The organism is Pseudomonas sp. FP1740 (assembly GCF_030687165.1).
Taxonomy (GTDB): domain Bacteria; phylum Pseudomonadota; class Gammaproteobacteria; order Pseudomonadales; family Pseudomonadaceae; genus Aquipseudomonas.
Map to the genome: position 1 here is coordinate 5,695,986 of NZ_CP117461.1, position 13,677 is coordinate 5,709,662.

Consider the following 13,677-nt stretch of genomic DNA (forward strand, 5'->3'; position numbering starts at 1 on the left):
CACATGCACCGTTCAACGCTCGCAGACAAACCGCTGTAACGTCTGCACATTCAGCTACGTCTACCTGACGAGGCCTTTATGACCAGCCGCCTGAACCCCGACGACCAAAAGCATGTCGAAGAGTACCTGCACCTGTCCCAGCACCAAGTCGAGCGCCGGCCTTTCCGGCCGTGGATGCTCCTGGTGGTGGTGTTGGCAGTGACCATTGGCCTGGGCCTGTTGAGCCGCTTGATCAGTTACCTGACGCTATGAGCTGCCTGGCGCTCGCTCGGGTAATTGCACCGATTTCTTTTAGCCTTGCGAGATATCCCCATGACTCATCGTATTGTCATCGTTGGCGGCGGCGCCGGCGGTCTGGAGTTGGCTACCCGTCTGGGTAAGACTCTGGGCAAGCGCGGCACGGCCAGTGTGATGCTGGTCGACGCGAACCTGACCCACATCTGGAAACCGCTGTTGCACGAAGTGGCCGCTGGATCGCTCAACTCTTCCGAAGACGAACTCAACTATGTTGCCCAGGCAAAATGGAACCATTTCGAGTTCCAGCTGGGGCGCATGAGCGGGCTCGATCGCACACAGAAGAAAATCCAGCTGGCCGCCACCTACGACGACGCTGGCCTTGAACTGGTACCAGCGCGCGAAGTGCCTTACGACTCGCTGGTAATCGCGGTCGGCAGCACCACCAACGACTTCGGCACTCAAGGCGCGGCGCAACACTGCCTGTTCCTCGACACCCGCAAACAGGCCGAGCGCTTCCATCAGCAACTGCTCAATCACTACCTGCGTGCCCACGCCGGACAGACCGACACCGTGCAACAGATCAGCGTGGCCATCGTCGGCGCCGGCGCCACCGGGGTCGAACTGGCAGCGGAACTGCACAACGCAGCCCATGAACTGGCAGCTTATGGTCTGGATCGGATCAAGCCTGAAAACATGCACATCACCTTGATCGAAGCCGGGCCACGGGTTCTCCCGGCGCTGCCGGAGCGGATCGGCGGGCCTGTGCATAAAACCCTGGAGAAGCTCGGGGTCAACGTCATGACCAATGCCGCAGTCAGTGAAGTGACCGCCGACAGCCTGATTACCGCCGACGGCCAAGTGATCAGCGCCAGCCTGAAAGTCTGGGCCGCCGGGATTCGCGCACCGGGTTTCCTCAAGGACATCGACGGCCTGGAAACCAACCGCATCAACCAGCTGCAAGTGCTGCCGACCCTGCAAACCACCCGCGACGAGAACATCTTCGCCTTCGGTGACTGTGCGGCCTGCCCGCAACCGGGCAGCGACCGCAATGTGCCGCCGCGTGCCCAGGCGGCCCACCAACAGGCTTCGTTGCTGGCCAAATCGCTGAAACTACGGATCGAAGGCAAGGCCCTGCCGGAATACAAATACACCGACTATGGCTCGCTGATTTCGCTGTCGCGTTTTTCGGCTGTGGGTAACTTGATGGGCAACCTGACCGGCAGCGTGATGCTCGAGGGCTGGCTGGCACGGATGTTTTACGTGTCGCTGTACCGCATGCACCAGATGGCGCTGTATGGCGCGTTCCGTACGGCGATGTTGATGCTTGGTAGCAAGATTGGGCGTGGGACCGAGCCGCGGCTCAAGCTGCACTAAATTTTCGGCGTCTGTCAGGGCCTCATCGCGGGCAAGCCACGCTCCCACAGGATCTGCGTCGTACGCAAATATGCGGCCAACAAAGATCAACTGTGGGAGCGTGGCTTGCCCGCGATGCAGGCGCCTCGGTCTACCCCGTGAACACTTCTGTGTCTCACTGTATCTCCCCCACGATTTCACCCCTTCGCTTACAAACTCCCTCCTTGCACGACACAGTAGCGATACACCGCGCCCGCTAAATGGTCACACCCGAGCAAGGCACCGCCTGCTTCGGTCATCGCCGCACTTGCGTGGCGTCCTTTATCGAACGGTTGTGTCGTGCAACCCAGGAGATTTGTAATGTCCCGTACCACTACTCTCAGCAAAAACACCGTTGGCCTGCTCGGCGCTGTCCTGGCCGGTGGCCTGATGTTGTCCGGTTCCGTATTCGCCGCGCAGCCACTGACCCAGGGCTACATGGTCGCCTCAGCTGAAACTTCGGTAAAAACCCCAGAAGGCAAATGTGGCGAAGGCAAGTGCGGCGATGCCTCGATGGCCAAGACCGACACCGATGGCGATGGTCAGGTGTCCCGTGCGGAGTTCATGAAAGTGGCGCCTAAGGGCGACTTCGACAAGATCGACACTAACCACGATGGTCAAATCTCGGAACAAGAGGCTTTCGACAATGTGAAAGCCAGCTACGAAGCCAATGGCAAACAAATGCCAAAAGGCTTGTTCGAGCACCTGAAAGACAACAGCTAAGTCTGCGAAGACTTAGCCCTGAAGAGCCAAGCCCTGCTTTTCCATCGATAAGCAGGGCTTTTTTTGTCTGGAGGATTTACCGAAAGCACCAGCCCTGCTCTGCGCTTCCATTGCCTTGGAAGCAATCTGCATTTGTTCGAGGCAAAAAAAAATCCCCGTATCTTTCGATACGAGGATTTTTAATATGGTCGGGGTAAGGGGATTCGAACTCCTGACATCCTGCTCCCAAAGCAGGCGCGCTACCGGACTGCGCTATACCCCGGTAAAAAAAAGGCACCTTTGAAAGGCGCCTTCTGCGAACAGAGCTTTTGGCGTCTGATCTTAAGATTCGATTCCAGCGTTAACTGGTTTCAAAAATGGTGGGTCGTGTGGGATTCGAACCTACGACCAATTGGTTAAAAGCCAACTGCTCTACCAACTGAGCTAACGACCCAAAAATGGTCGGGGTAAGGGGATTCGAACTCCTGACATCCTGCTCCCAAAGCAGGCGCGCTACCGGACTGCGCTATACCCCGGCTTGAAATTGGCTCCGTGACCAGGACTCGAACCTGGGACCCAATGATTAACAGTCATTTGCTCTACCGACTGAGCTATCACGGAACTACATATTTCAATTTACAACTGTGAAGCTTGCTTCACCTCTTCGACCCGTTCGCATCGCTGCGTTCGTGTGTCTGAGGCGCGCTATTCTACAATCTTAAGCACCTCTGTCAACCCCCTAAATTGCTTTCAAGTTAATGATTTGCAACTTATTTCAGATTCCTGCTTGGGGAGCAGAAACCCTCTCGGGGTGACTTACTGCGGGGCGCACTTTACAAGCATTTTCCTTTGAGTTCAACAGCCTATCGAAAAAAAGGCCTCGCAATGCGAGGCCTCTTTCATTTTGTTGCCACTGGGGATCAGACAAAGACGATCTCGTCGTGTTCCACCACACCTTTGGCGGTCTCTCCGGGCATGAAACGACCCGATAGAATCAGCTGTGCCAGTGGGTTCTCGATCCAGCGCTGGATCGCCCGTTTGAGCGGCCGTGCGCCATAGACCGGGTCGTAACCGACAGCAATCAGCTTATCCATCGCTTCCGGACTCAGCTCAAGCTTCAGCTCGCGCTCAGTCAGACGGCTACGCAGGCGACCCAACTGGATCTCGGTAATGCCCGCGATCTGATCCCGAGCCAGCGGCTCGAAGATCACCACTTCGTCGACCCGGTTGATGAACTCCGGCCGGAAGTGCGTGGAAATCGCATCCATCACCGCTGCACGCTGCGCTTCGCGATCCCCTATCAGTTCCTGGATCTGTACCGAGCCCAGGTTGGAGGTCATGACGATCACGGTATTTTTGAAATCCACCGTGCGGCCATGGCTGTCGGTCAAACGGCCATCTTCGAGCACTTGCAGCAAGATGTTGAACACATCCGGGTGGGCCTTCTCGACCTCATCCAGCAGGATCACCGAATAAGGCTTGCGACGCACCGCCTCGGTCAGGTAACCGCCCTCCTCATAGCCCACATAGCCCGGTGGCGCGCCGATCAGACGAGCCACGGAATGCTTCTCCATGAACTCGGACATGTCGATCCGTACCATCGCCTCTTCAGTATCAAAGAGGAACTCGGCCAGCGCCTTGCACAACTCGGTTTTACCGACACCGGTCGGGCCGAGGAACATGAACGAGCCGCTCGGGCGATTCGGATCGGACAACCCGGCACGGGAACGCCGCACTGCGTTGGAGACGGCGATCACTGCTTCGTCCTGACCGATCACACGTTGGTGCAACAGGCTTTCCATCTTCATCAGTTTTTCGCGCTCGCCCTCGAGCATTTTCGCCACGGGGATGCCGGTCCACTTCGACACGACTTCAGCGATCTCTTCTTCTGTCACCTTGCTGCGCAACAACTGGTTTTCGCTTTTACCGTGCTGGTCGACCATTTGCAGGCTGCGCTCCAGGTCCGGGATTACCCCGTATTGCAGCTCGGCCATGCGGTTCAGGTCGCCTTTACGGCGCGCGGCTTCCAGTTCCTGACGGGACTGTTCGATTTTCTGCTGGATCTGTGCCGAACCCTGGACCTCGGCTTTTTCCGAATTCCAGATTTCTTCAAGGTCCGAATACTCACGCTCGTGACGGGCGATTTCTTCCTGCAATTTTTCCAGACGTTTCTTCGCCGCGTCGTCGCTTTCTTTCTTCAGCGCCTGGGATTCCACCTTCAGCTGAATCAGACGACGCTCCAGACGGTCCAGCACTTCCGGCTTGGAATCGATTTCCATGCGGATGCGGCTGGCGGCTTCGTCAATCAGGTCGATCGCCTTGTCCGGCAACTGGCGGTCAGTGATGTAGCGATGACTGAGCTTGGCCGCGGCGATGATTGCACCGTCGGTGATTGCCACCTTGTGGTGAACTTCGTAGCGCTCTTTCAGGCCCCGCAGGATGGCGATGGTGTCTTCTTCGCTCGGCTCGTCCACCAAGACCTTCTGGAAGCGCCGCTCGAGGGCCGCATCCTTCTCTATATATTGGCGGTACTCGTTGAGCGTGGTCGCGCCGACGCAATGCAGCTCACCGCGAGCCAATGCCGGTTTGAGCATGTTGCCCGCGTCCATCGAGCCTTCGCCCTTGCCCGCGCCGACCATGGTGTGCAACTCGTCGATGAACAGAATGATCTGCCCTTCCTGCTTCGACAGTTCATTGAGCAGGGACTTGAGGCGTTCTTCGAACTCGCCGCGGTATTTCGCGCCGGCAATCAATGCTCCCATGTCCAGGGACAAAAGGCGCCTGCCTTTGAGACCGTCCGGCACTTCACCGTTGATGATGCGCTGAGCCAAGCCTTCGGCGATGGCGGTTTTACCCACGCCAGGTTCACCGATCAGCACCGGGTTGTTCTTGGTGCGGCGTTGCAGAACCTGAATGGTGCGGCGAATTTCATCGTCACGGCCGATCACCGGATCGAGCTTGCCCTCTTCGGCGCGCTTGGTCAGGTCGATGGTGTATTTATCCAGCGCCTGGCGTGATTCTTCCTGGTTGGCGTCATTGACCGCCTCACCGCCACGCAGATTGTTGATCGCGTTTTCCAGCGCCTTTTTGCTCACGCCCTGGCCGAGCAGCAATTTGCCGAGCTTGCTGTTCTCGTCCATCGCGGCGAGCAGCACCAGTTCGCTGGAGATGAATTGGTCACCCTTCTGCTGGGCCAGGCGATCGGCCTGATTGAGCAGGCGTGCCAGATCCTGTGACATGTTCACGTCACCGGTCGGGTTCTGGATTTTCGGCAGCTGATCGAGCGCTTTGGTCAGCTCTTTACGCAGGCTGTTGACGTCGAAACCCACCTGCATCAGCAGGGGTTTGATCGAACCACCCTGCTGTTCAAGCATGGCCTGCATCAAATGCGCCGGTTCGATGGCCGGATGATCGAGGCCGACAGCCAGGGATTGGGCGTCGGACAAGGCTAACTGCAGCTTGCTGGTTAAACGGTCTATACGCATGGGTTCACCTTCCTTTTGAGCAGGCCGGACCTATAAACATCCCGAATAAAGAAACCTGCCAGATACCGCTATAGATGTGGTCGATTCTGGGAGATTCAAGCGTCGTGCAGTTGATGTAGATCAGAGAAGTCTAGCGTTCGAGCCAGATCAGGGAGGCAAACCGGCCGGTGCGAGGACTGCGGCGGTAAGAAAAGAAACGCGGATCGGTCACTGTGCAGAAACCACCGCCATAAACAGCGGTGACACCGCGAGCGGCCAGACGCAAACGCGCCAGTTCATAGATGTCGGCCATGAACTTGCCGGCATTCTGGCTCGGCACGAAGGCTTTGGCGGCTTCAGGCAATTGCTGGACGAAGGTTTCGCGCACTTCCGGGCCGACTTCAAAGGCTTGAGGGCCAATGGCCGGGCCGAGCCAGACCAGTACGTCTTCGGGCGGTACAGCCAGACTGTCGAGGGTCGCTTCCAGCACACCCGCCGCCAGCCCGCGCCAACCGGCATGGGCGGCAGCGACGCGGGTGCCGGCACGGTCGCAAAACAGCGCAGGAAGGCAGTCGGCGGTCATCGCTGTGCAAGCGATACCGGGTGTTGCCGTCCAGCTGGCGTCGGCAGTGGCTACCAGGTTTGGGTCCGCTTGGGCCACGACAATGCCGTGAACCTGTTGCAACCAAGCCGGTTGAATCGAAAAACGATCGGTGAGACGACGGCGGTTTTCGGCGACGGCTTGAGGGCTGTCGTCGACGTGATCGCCGAGGTTAAGGCTGTCGAACGGCGCCAGACTGACGCCGCCCGCACGGGTGGTAACGCAGGCTTTGACGCTGGCCGGCGCGGGCCAGTCAGGCGTCAGCCAGGTCATCCGATGAACGCCTCGCGGTCTTGCTTGAGCAGCGACAGCAACCAGACGAAGTCATCCGGCAGTGGCGATTCCCAGCTCATGCGTTTACCGGTGGTCGGATGATCCAGCTCCAGGAACCGCGCATGCAGCGCCTGACGCGGGAAATTCTTCAGGGATTCGACCATGGTCACGCTGGCGGCCGGTGGAATACGGAAACGACCGCCGTAGGCAGGATCTCCGACCAACGGGTAGTTGATGTGCGCCATGTGCACGCGAATCTGGTGCGTACGACCGGTTTCCAGTTTCACTCGCACATGAGTGTGGGAGCGGAAACGCTCGAGCACGCGGTAGTGACTGACGGCTTGCTTGCCGCCTTCCATCACCGCCATGCGCTGGCGCTGCTGGCCGTGACGACCGATCGGTGCGTTGATCTTGCCGCCGGCCGTCACCACACCGATTACGATGCACTCGTAGATCCGGCTGACGCTGCGGCTCTGCAATTGCGTGACCAGCTGTGTCTGCGCCTGAATGGTCTTGGCCACCACCATCAGACCGGTGGTGTCCTTGTCCAGACGATGCACGATACCGGCGCGGGGCACATTGATGATGTCCGGCACGTGGTGCAGCAAGGCGTTGAGCAAGGTGCCGTCGGCGTGACCGGCGGCCGGATGCACCACCAGGCCCGCAGGCTTGTTGATCACCAGGATGTCGTCGTCTTCATAGACGATGTCCAGCTCGATGTCTTGAGCGATCCATTCGCCCTGAGCTTCCTGCTCGGCAGTCAGTTCAAGAATGGCGCCACCGTGAACGATGTCTCGCGGGCGGATAACCGCCCCATCCACAGTCAGGCGGCCGTCTTTGATCCAGGCGGAAAGGCGCGAGCGCGAGTGCTCAGCGAATAATTGTGCGGCGACTTGATCGAGGCGTTGGCCGCCCAATTCGGACGGCACCTCTGCGCGAAGTTCAATTTTATCGGACATGCTCAGACTAGGCGTCGGCACAGCCTTTGGTTTCGGCTGCGCGCTTGTGGTTAAATACGGCGTCTTTTGCCCCGAGGCTTTTCAACGGGGCACTCATCATAACAGGACGGCCCCGCCCAAGACAGCGGCCGTCATAGGGACGCAAGCCGCCATGCAAGTGAAACACCTGCTGCTGATCGCCATCCTCGCATTGACCGCTGCTTGCTCATCGAAGGAAGTCGTAGACGAAAACCTGAGCGAAGTCGAGCTGTACCAGCAGGCTCAGCACGATCTGGACAACAATAGCTACACCGCCGCCACAGCCAAGCTGAAGGCCCTGGAGTCGCGTTATCCGTTCGGTCGCTATGCCGATCAGGCTCAACTCGAGCTCATCTACGCCAACTACAAGAACTCCGAGCCTGAGGCTGCGAAGTCCGCCGCCGAGCGATTCATTCGCCTGCACCCGCAGCACCCGAACGTCGATTACGCCTACTACCTCAAGGGTCTGACCTCTTTTGACCAGGACGTCGGCCTGCTGGCGCGCTTCCTGCCACTGGACATGACCAAGCGTGACCCGGGCGCTGCCCGCGACTCCTACAACGAGTTCGCCCAGCTGACCAGCCGCTACCCGAACAGCCGCTACGCGCCGGACGCCAAGCAGCGCATGATTTACCTGCGCAACCTGCTGGCGGCCTATGAAATCCACGTTGCCGACTACTACCTGACCCGTCAGGCCTACGTTGCCGCCGCCAACCGTGGCCGTTATGTAGTGGAGAACTTCCAGGAAACCCCATCGGTCGGTGACGGCCTGGCGGTGATGACCGAAGCCTACCAGCGCCTGCACCTGGACGAACTGGCTGCGACCAGCCTCGAAACCCTGAAGCTCAACTACCCGAACCACCCGAGTCTGGTGGACGGTCAGTTCGTGCCATCGGTAGCCGAAGCCGACAACCGTTCGTGGCTGAGCAAGGCCACCCTGGGCCTGATCGAATCCCGTCCGCCACTGCCGCCGGGCGAAACCCGCGCCAACCAGGACGTGCAGAAGCAGTTCCAGGATGCCAAGGACGCGATTCCGAACGAGCTCAAGCCTAAAGATGAAAACGGCGATGTGATCGAAGAACCGGAACCCGAGTCCAGCAACACCGACCGTTCCTGGTTCAGCCACATGACCTTCGGCCTGTTCGACTGACATAGGGATGTTGTACCGGGAAGGCGCCTTTCGAGGCGCCTTTTTTATTGCCGGATTTTTGGGTGAACGTATTGCGCTGTGCGCTTGACCCGTCCTTGGCTAAACTGCCAACTCATTAATCAAAAAGCAGCTCACCATGCTTCGTCTATTGTTCTGGATCGCCCTGATTGCCGCTGCCGTATGGTTCTGGCGCAAGTTCAAGGGCCCGACGTCGGTCGCCAATATGCCGCGCGAGCAAGATGCTCCGCCCATGGTTCGCTGTGCTCATTGCGGCGTACACCTGCCCCGCGACCGCGCGTTGAAACTCGAACAACAGTGGTATTGCAGCCAGGCTCACCTTGAGCAAGGCCCGGGCTCCAGTGATCGCTGAGACGCCCAGCCCAGGCAACAAACAGGCCCAGCGACTGCTGCGCCTCTATCACCTCTACCGCTTAAGCGTCGGCATCACCCTGGTACTGTTGATCTCCAGCAACATGGACAACCAGTTGCTGAAGTTCGCCAATGACGACCTGCTGCGCAACGGCAGCTGGTTGTACCTGGTGCTGAATATCCTGCTGGTGGTCTTTCTGGGGAACACCCGACGCCCCGCGCAGCTGTTCGGCCTGGCGCTGGTCGATGTCCTGCTGCTGTGCGGCCTGTTCTATGCCGCAGGCGGCATGGCCAGCGCCATTGGCAATTTGCTGATCGTCTCAGTGGCCATCAGCAATACCTTGCTGCGCGGGCGTGTCGGTCTGCTGATCGCAGCGGTCGGTGCCCTTGGCATCGTGGGGTTGAGCTTCATCCTGAGCTTCAACCACCCCGCCAGCCCCAGTGATTACCTGCAAATCGGTACCCTCGGCGCCCTGTGTTTTGCCGCGGCGCTGCTGGTGCAGGGCTTGACCCGACGACTGGAAGTCAGCGAGAACCTGGCCGAGCAGCGGGCCAGCGAAGTGCTCAGCCTGGAAGCGCTCAACGCACTGATTCTGCAACGCATGCGCACGGGCATTCTGGTGCTCGACGACCAGCGGCGGGTGCAACTGGCCAATCACAGCGCCTTGACCTTGCTGGGGCAGGAAAAACTGGACGGCCAGTTGATCGACGATTACTCGATACCGTTGGTTGAGCGGCTCCAACTGTGGCTCAACAATCCAACGTTGCGCCCGCAAAGCCTGCAGATCGCCAGCAACGGCCTCGAGCTGCAACCAAGCTTCATTGCCCTTGACCAAAGCCCGCACCACCAGACGCTGGTTTTTCTCGAAGACCTCGCCCAAATCGCCCAACAGGCCCAACAACTGAAACTCGCGGCCTTAGGTCGCCTGACTGCCGGGATTGCCCATGAGATCCGCAATCCACTGGGCGCCATTAGTCATGCCGCGCAGTTACTGCAGGAATCCGAGGAACTGAACGGTGCGGACCGGCGTCTGACCCAGATTATTCAAGACCACTCTCAGCGCATGAATCGGGTAATCGAAAACGTCCTGCAACTGTCCCGTCGTCAGCAAACCGTGCCGCAACGGCTCGATTTGAAGCCGTGGCTGGAGCATTTCGTCGCCGAAACCCGCGAAGGCTCGAAAGAACATCAGCAGATTCACCTGCGCATCGGTTCGGGAGACTTCAAAACCCTGATGGATCCGGATCAGCTGACCCAGATTCTCGATAACCTATTGCGCAATGCCTGGCGCCATAGCGCCCTCAAGCATGATCGGGCGCAGGCCTGGCTTGAGTTGTTTGTCGACCCCGACAGCCAGTTGCCGACCCTGGAAGTCCTGGACGATGGCCCCGGCGTCGATCCGGACCAGCGCACGCACTTGTTCGAACCGTTCTTCACCACCAGCAGCCAGGGTACTGGCCTGGGGCTTTATCTGTCCCGTGAGCTGTGCGAAAGCAATCAAGCCCGCCTAGACTTCAAATCACGCCAAGGCGGCGGCTGCTTTCGCATCACCTTTGCTCACGGACGGAAACAAAGTTGAACACAAGCCCACGGCAAAAAATCCTGATCGTCGACGACGAGCCGGATATCCGCGAACTCCTGGAAATCACCCTGGGACGGATGAAACTCGACACCTTCAGCGCCCGCAACCTCGCAGAAGCGCAGGCGCTACTGGCACGGGATACGTTCGACCTGTGCCTGACCGACATGCGCCTGCCTGACGGCACCGGTCTGGCGCTGGTGCAGCACATCCAGCAGCGCTATGCGCAAGTGCCGGTGGCGATGATCACCGCCTACGGCAGCCTGGAGACAGCAATAAATGCCCTCAAGGCCGGCGCCTTCGACTTCCTGACCAAACCGGTCGACCTCACCCGCCTGCGCGAACTGGTCATCAGCGCCCTGAGCTTGCCAGCGCCAGGCGGCACCAGCAGCGGCATCGACCGTCGGCTGCTGGGAGACTCGCTGCCCATGCGCAACCTGCGCAAACAAATCGACAAACTGGCCCGCAGCCAAGCCCCGGTCTACATCAGTGGCGAGTCCGGCAGCGGCAAGGAACTGGTCGCCCGACTTATCCACGACCAAGGCCCACGCGCCAGCCGACCGTTCGTCCCGGTGAACTGTGGGGCAATCCCGTCGGAATTGATGGAAAGCGAATTTTTCGGCCATCGCAAAGGCAGTTTCAGCGGCGCCATCGAAGACAAGCCCGGGCTGTTCCAGGCAGCCCACGGCGGTACTTTGTTCCTTGACGAAGTGGCTGACCTACCGCTGGCAATGCAGGTCAAACTGCTGCGGGCCATACAGGAGAAAGCCGTTCGCAGCATCGGTGGCCAGCAGGAAACCGTGGTCGATGTGCGCATCCTCTGCGCCACTCACAAAGACCTCGATGCCGAAGTCGCCGCCGAACGCTTTCGCCAGGACTTGTACTACCGCCTGAACGTGATCGAGCTGCGAGTACCGTCCTTGCGCGAACGGCGCGACGACATTGAGCTTCTGACCAACAATATGCTCAAGCGACTGGCGGCCAGCACTGGCCAGCCCCCCGCAAAACTCCACCCACAAGCCCTCGAAGCGCTGAAAAACTATCGCTTTCCTGGAAACGTGCGGGAATTGGAGAACATGCTCGAACGGGCTCACACCTTGTGCGAGAACAAACAGATCGAAGCCAGCGACCTGCGCCTGGCGGAAGGCAACTGCAATCCGGACGGCGGCGTGCCAGACCTGACACAGATCGACAATCTGGAAGCCTATCTGGAAAACGTCGAACGCAAACTCATCCTCCAGGCCCTGGAAGAAACCCGCTGGAACCGCACGGCGGCGGCCCAGCGATTGAATCTGTCATTTCGGTCGATGCGCTACAGGCTGAAGAAATTGGGGCTGGATTGAACCGTTAACAGCTCTTCTGTCAGATTCGTCCGGCTGGCACATACGGCGCAGGGTCAATAATCGGCGCCCGCCCCAGCATCACATCGGCAAACAACTGACACGACGCCGGCGCCAGCACCAGCCCGTTACGGTAATGCCCGCAGTTGAGCCAGAGCCCGTCATATCCCGGCACCCGACCGATATAGGGAATTCCTTCAGGCGACCCCGGCCGCAACCCCGCCCAATGCCCCACCACCTCGGCATCCGCCAATGCCGGAATCAACTCCACCGCCGATGCTTTCAGGCTTTCCAGCGCCGTGTCGGTTGGCGTCTTGTCAAAACCCTCATGCTCCAGCGTACTGCCGACCAGGATGTGCCCATCGCGCCGGGGAATGGCATAACGCCCCTTTGCCAGGACCATGCTCGGAAGGAAGTCCGCTGCGCACTTGTAGAGAATCATCTGTCCCTTGACCGGTTCGACCGGCAGCTCCAGGCCCAGCTGTTTCAGCAAGTCACCGCTCCAGGCCCCCGCTGTCAAAACCACCTCATCACCCCGAATGGCCCCCTTCGAGGTCTGTACCCCGACCACCACAGAACCCTCCCGGATAAATTCGCTGACCTCGCATTGTTCATGGATCGTCACGTTCGGCAACGCCAGCAAGGCGGCCTTGAGGGACTTCACCAGCCGTGGATTACGCACATTGGCCACATCGGCCATGTAGATCGCCCGCGAAAAACCGGCGCCCAATACCGGCACTGCATCGTGAGCCGCAGAGATATCCACAGCCCGCAGCGGACGGTTCTCCCGTTCGGCCCAGGCGAGTGCTTCGGCCTCGTCATCCAGGTCCAGCCAATACAACCCGGTGGTGTGCACTTCAGGATCGACACCGGTGGCAGCGAACAAACGCTGGGCCAGCTGTGGATAAAAATCCTGGGACCAATGAGCCAGTGCAGTGACCGCCGGGCTGTAGCGCCATGGGTAGAGCGGCGAAACGATCCCGCCACCGGCCCAGGAAGATTCCTGACCGACGTTCGAGCGGTCCAGCAGCACCACGCTCTGCACTTCGGACGCGAGATTGAACGCCGTCAGCAGGCCAATCACCCCGCCACCGACAATCACCACTTGCTGTTGACTGCTCATGTTCTGATCCAACCGTTCAATAGACAGAGGGCGCAAAAGGCGCCCGAAAAAGGAACTCAGCGACCCCAGCAATCCTTGGTGGCCAGGCCGGACGCGGCATTGACCATGCTCCTGACACCGGTATTGGTGAGGGTGAAATCACCGCACTTGTCGCTGGCCATGGTCGAACCGGCCTTGCGTGTTGCCGTCAGCAGGAAGGTCTGATCGGTCAGGGTCGGGGTGATGGTGTAGAAATCATTGCCAGCGCTGAGGCCAGTGGCATTGGTGTAGACATTATTCTTCGAATAGAAACGCTCGAGGATCTGCGCCTGCTCGGAAAGCAACCCGGCGACTTCAGTACGGCGGCCCTTTTTTACGTACTCGGTGAGGCTCGGATAGCCAATGGTGATGACGATCCCGATGATCGCAATCACGATCATGATTTCGATCAGGGTAAAACCTCGGTTGGATCTGCGCATGCCTCACTCTC

General features: G+C 59.2%; 12 protein-coding genes and 4 tRNA genes. 7 read left to right on the forward strand and 9 right to left on the reverse strand.

Going from position 1 to position 13,677, the window contains the following annotated elements; translation table 11 throughout:
- The first annotated feature begins 78 nt into the window (after positions 1-78).
- The 3 genes from PSH69_RS25560 (at position 79) to PSH69_RS25570 (ending at position 2,352) form a co-directional block, all read left to right on the forward strand.
- Positions 79-252, forward strand: a complete 174-nt coding sequence (locus PSH69_RS25560; RefSeq protein ID WP_007938396.1) for a DUF3094 domain-containing protein — start codon at positions 79-81, stop codon at positions 250-252.
- Positions 253-312: 60 nt separating this feature from the next.
- Entirely contained in the window at positions 313-1,611 is a 1,299-nt protein-coding gene (locus PSH69_RS25565; protein WP_305410181.1) for an NAD(P)/FAD-dependent oxidoreductase, read from the forward strand.
- 339 nt (positions 1,612-1,950) lie between these two features.
- Entirely contained in the window at positions 1,951-2,352 is a 402-nt protein-coding gene (locus PSH69_RS25570; RefSeq protein WP_305410182.1) for an EF-hand domain-containing protein, read from the forward strand.
- A gap of 185 nt (positions 2,353-2,537) precedes the next feature.
- On the opposite strand, the gene PSH69_RS25575 is transcribed toward PSH69_RS25570, so the two are convergent.
- From PSH69_RS25575 to rluD, 7 genes are all read right to left on the reverse strand, one after another.
- A tRNA-Pro gene (locus PSH69_RS25575) sits at positions 2,538-2,614 on the reverse strand.
- A 95-nt stretch (positions 2,615-2,709) separates the two neighbouring features.
- Positions 2,710-2,785 (reverse strand) — tRNA-Lys (locus PSH69_RS25580).
- Positions 2,786-2,790: 5 nt separating this feature from the next.
- A tRNA-Pro gene (locus PSH69_RS25585) sits at positions 2,791-2,867 on the reverse strand.
- Between the two features lie 9 nt (positions 2,868-2,876).
- Positions 2,877-2,952 (reverse strand) — tRNA-Asn (locus PSH69_RS25590).
- A 299-nt stretch (positions 2,953-3,251) separates the two neighbouring features.
- Positions 3,252-5,816 (reverse strand): ATP-dependent chaperone ClpB, encoded by a 2,565-nt coding sequence (gene clpB, locus PSH69_RS25595; RefSeq protein WP_018925901.1) that lies wholly within the window; start codon positions 5,814-5,816, stop codon positions 3,252-3,254.
- Positions 5,817-5,946: 130 nt separating this feature from the next.
- Complete coding sequence (gene pgeF / locus PSH69_RS25600) at positions 5,947-6,669, reverse strand: peptidoglycan editing factor PgeF (protein WP_305410183.1); 723 nt, start codon at positions 6,667-6,669, stop codon at positions 5,947-5,949.
- Entirely contained in the window at positions 6,666-7,628 is a 963-nt protein-coding gene (rluD, locus tag PSH69_RS25605) for a 23S rRNA pseudouridine(1911/1915/1917) synthase RluD (RefSeq protein WP_007901932.1), read from the reverse strand. Before rluD ends, pgeF begins: the two co-directional genes overlap by 4 nt.
- Positions 7,629-7,779: 151 nt before the next feature.
- Between rluD and PSH69_RS25610 the strand changes: the two genes are divergently transcribed.
- From PSH69_RS25610 to PSH69_RS25625, 4 genes are all read left to right on the forward strand, one after another.
- A complete protein-coding gene (locus PSH69_RS25610; protein ID WP_018925899.1) occupies positions 7,780-8,796 on the forward strand; it encodes an outer membrane protein assembly factor BamD in 1,017 nt (338 codons plus the stop codon).
- A 136-nt stretch (positions 8,797-8,932) separates the two neighbouring features.
- Positions 8,933-9,166 (forward strand): PP0621 family protein, encoded by a 234-nt coding sequence (locus PSH69_RS25615; RefSeq protein ID WP_007938406.1) that lies wholly within the window; start codon positions 8,933-8,935, stop codon positions 9,164-9,166.
- Positions 9,156-10,745 carry an ATP-binding protein gene (locus PSH69_RS25620; protein WP_305410184.1) on the forward strand — a complete coding sequence of 530 codons (1,590 nt, stop codon included), beginning with the start codon at positions 9,156-9,158 and terminating at the stop codon, positions 10,743-10,745. Before PSH69_RS25615 ends, PSH69_RS25620 begins: the two co-directional genes overlap by 11 nt.
- Entirely contained in the window at positions 10,742-12,088 is a 1,347-nt protein-coding gene (locus PSH69_RS25625) for a sigma-54 dependent transcriptional regulator (RefSeq protein WP_018925897.1), read from the forward strand. Before PSH69_RS25620 ends, PSH69_RS25625 begins: the two co-directional genes overlap by 4 nt.
- A 19-nt stretch (positions 12,089-12,107) precedes the next feature.
- Here PSH69_RS25625 and thiO read toward each other — a convergent pair whose 3' ends face one another.
- The gene (gene thiO / locus PSH69_RS25630; RefSeq protein ID WP_305410185.1) at positions 12,108-13,208 is read right to left on the reverse strand and encodes a glycine oxidase ThiO; all 1,101 of its coding nucleotides are present in this window, start codon (positions 13,206-13,208) and stop codon (positions 12,108-12,110) included.
- A gap of 56 nt (positions 13,209-13,264) precedes the next feature.
- On the reverse strand, positions 13,265-13,666 hold the full coding sequence (locus PSH69_RS25635; RefSeq protein ID WP_019581258.1) for a type IV pilin protein: 402 nt from the start codon (positions 13,664-13,666) through the stop codon (positions 13,265-13,267).
- Between the last annotated feature and the right edge of the window lie 11 nt (positions 13,667-13,677).

Coding starts and splice junctions, on each gene's coding strand:
- PSH69_RS25560 (WP_007938396.1), top strand. CDS start 79: ATGACCAGCCGCCTGAACCCCGACGACCAAAAGCATGTCGAAGAGTAC.
- PSH69_RS25615 (WP_007938406.1), top strand. CDS start 8,933: ATGCTTCGTCTATTGTTCTGGATCGCCCTGATTGCCGCTGCCGTATGG.
- PSH69_RS25635 (WP_019581258.1), bottom strand. CDS start 13,666: ATGCGCAGATCCAACCGAGGTTTTACCCTGATCGAAATCATGATCGTG.
- rluD (WP_007901932.1), bottom strand. CDS start 7,628: ATGTCCGATAAAATTGAACTTCGCGCAGAGGTGCCGTCCGAATTGGGC.
- pgeF (WP_305410183.1), bottom strand. CDS start 6,669: ATGACCTGGCTGACGCCTGACTGGCCCGCGCCGGCCAGCGTCAAAGCC.
- thiO (WP_305410185.1), bottom strand. CDS start 13,208: ATGAGCAGTCAACAGCAAGTGGTGATTGTCGGTGGCGGGGTGATTGGC.
- PSH69_RS25610 (WP_018925899.1), top strand. CDS start 7,780: ATGCAAGTGAAACACCTGCTGCTGATCGCCATCCTCGCATTGACCGCT.
- clpB (WP_018925901.1), bottom strand. CDS start 5,816: ATGCGTATAGACCGTTTAACCAGCAAGCTGCAGTTAGCCTTGTCCGAC.
- PSH69_RS25570 (WP_305410182.1), top strand. CDS start 1,951: ATGTCCCGTACCACTACTCTCAGCAAAAACACCGTTGGCCTGCTCGGC.
- PSH69_RS25565 (WP_305410181.1), top strand. CDS start 313: ATGACTCATCGTATTGTCATCGTTGGCGGCGGCGCCGGCGGTCTGGAG.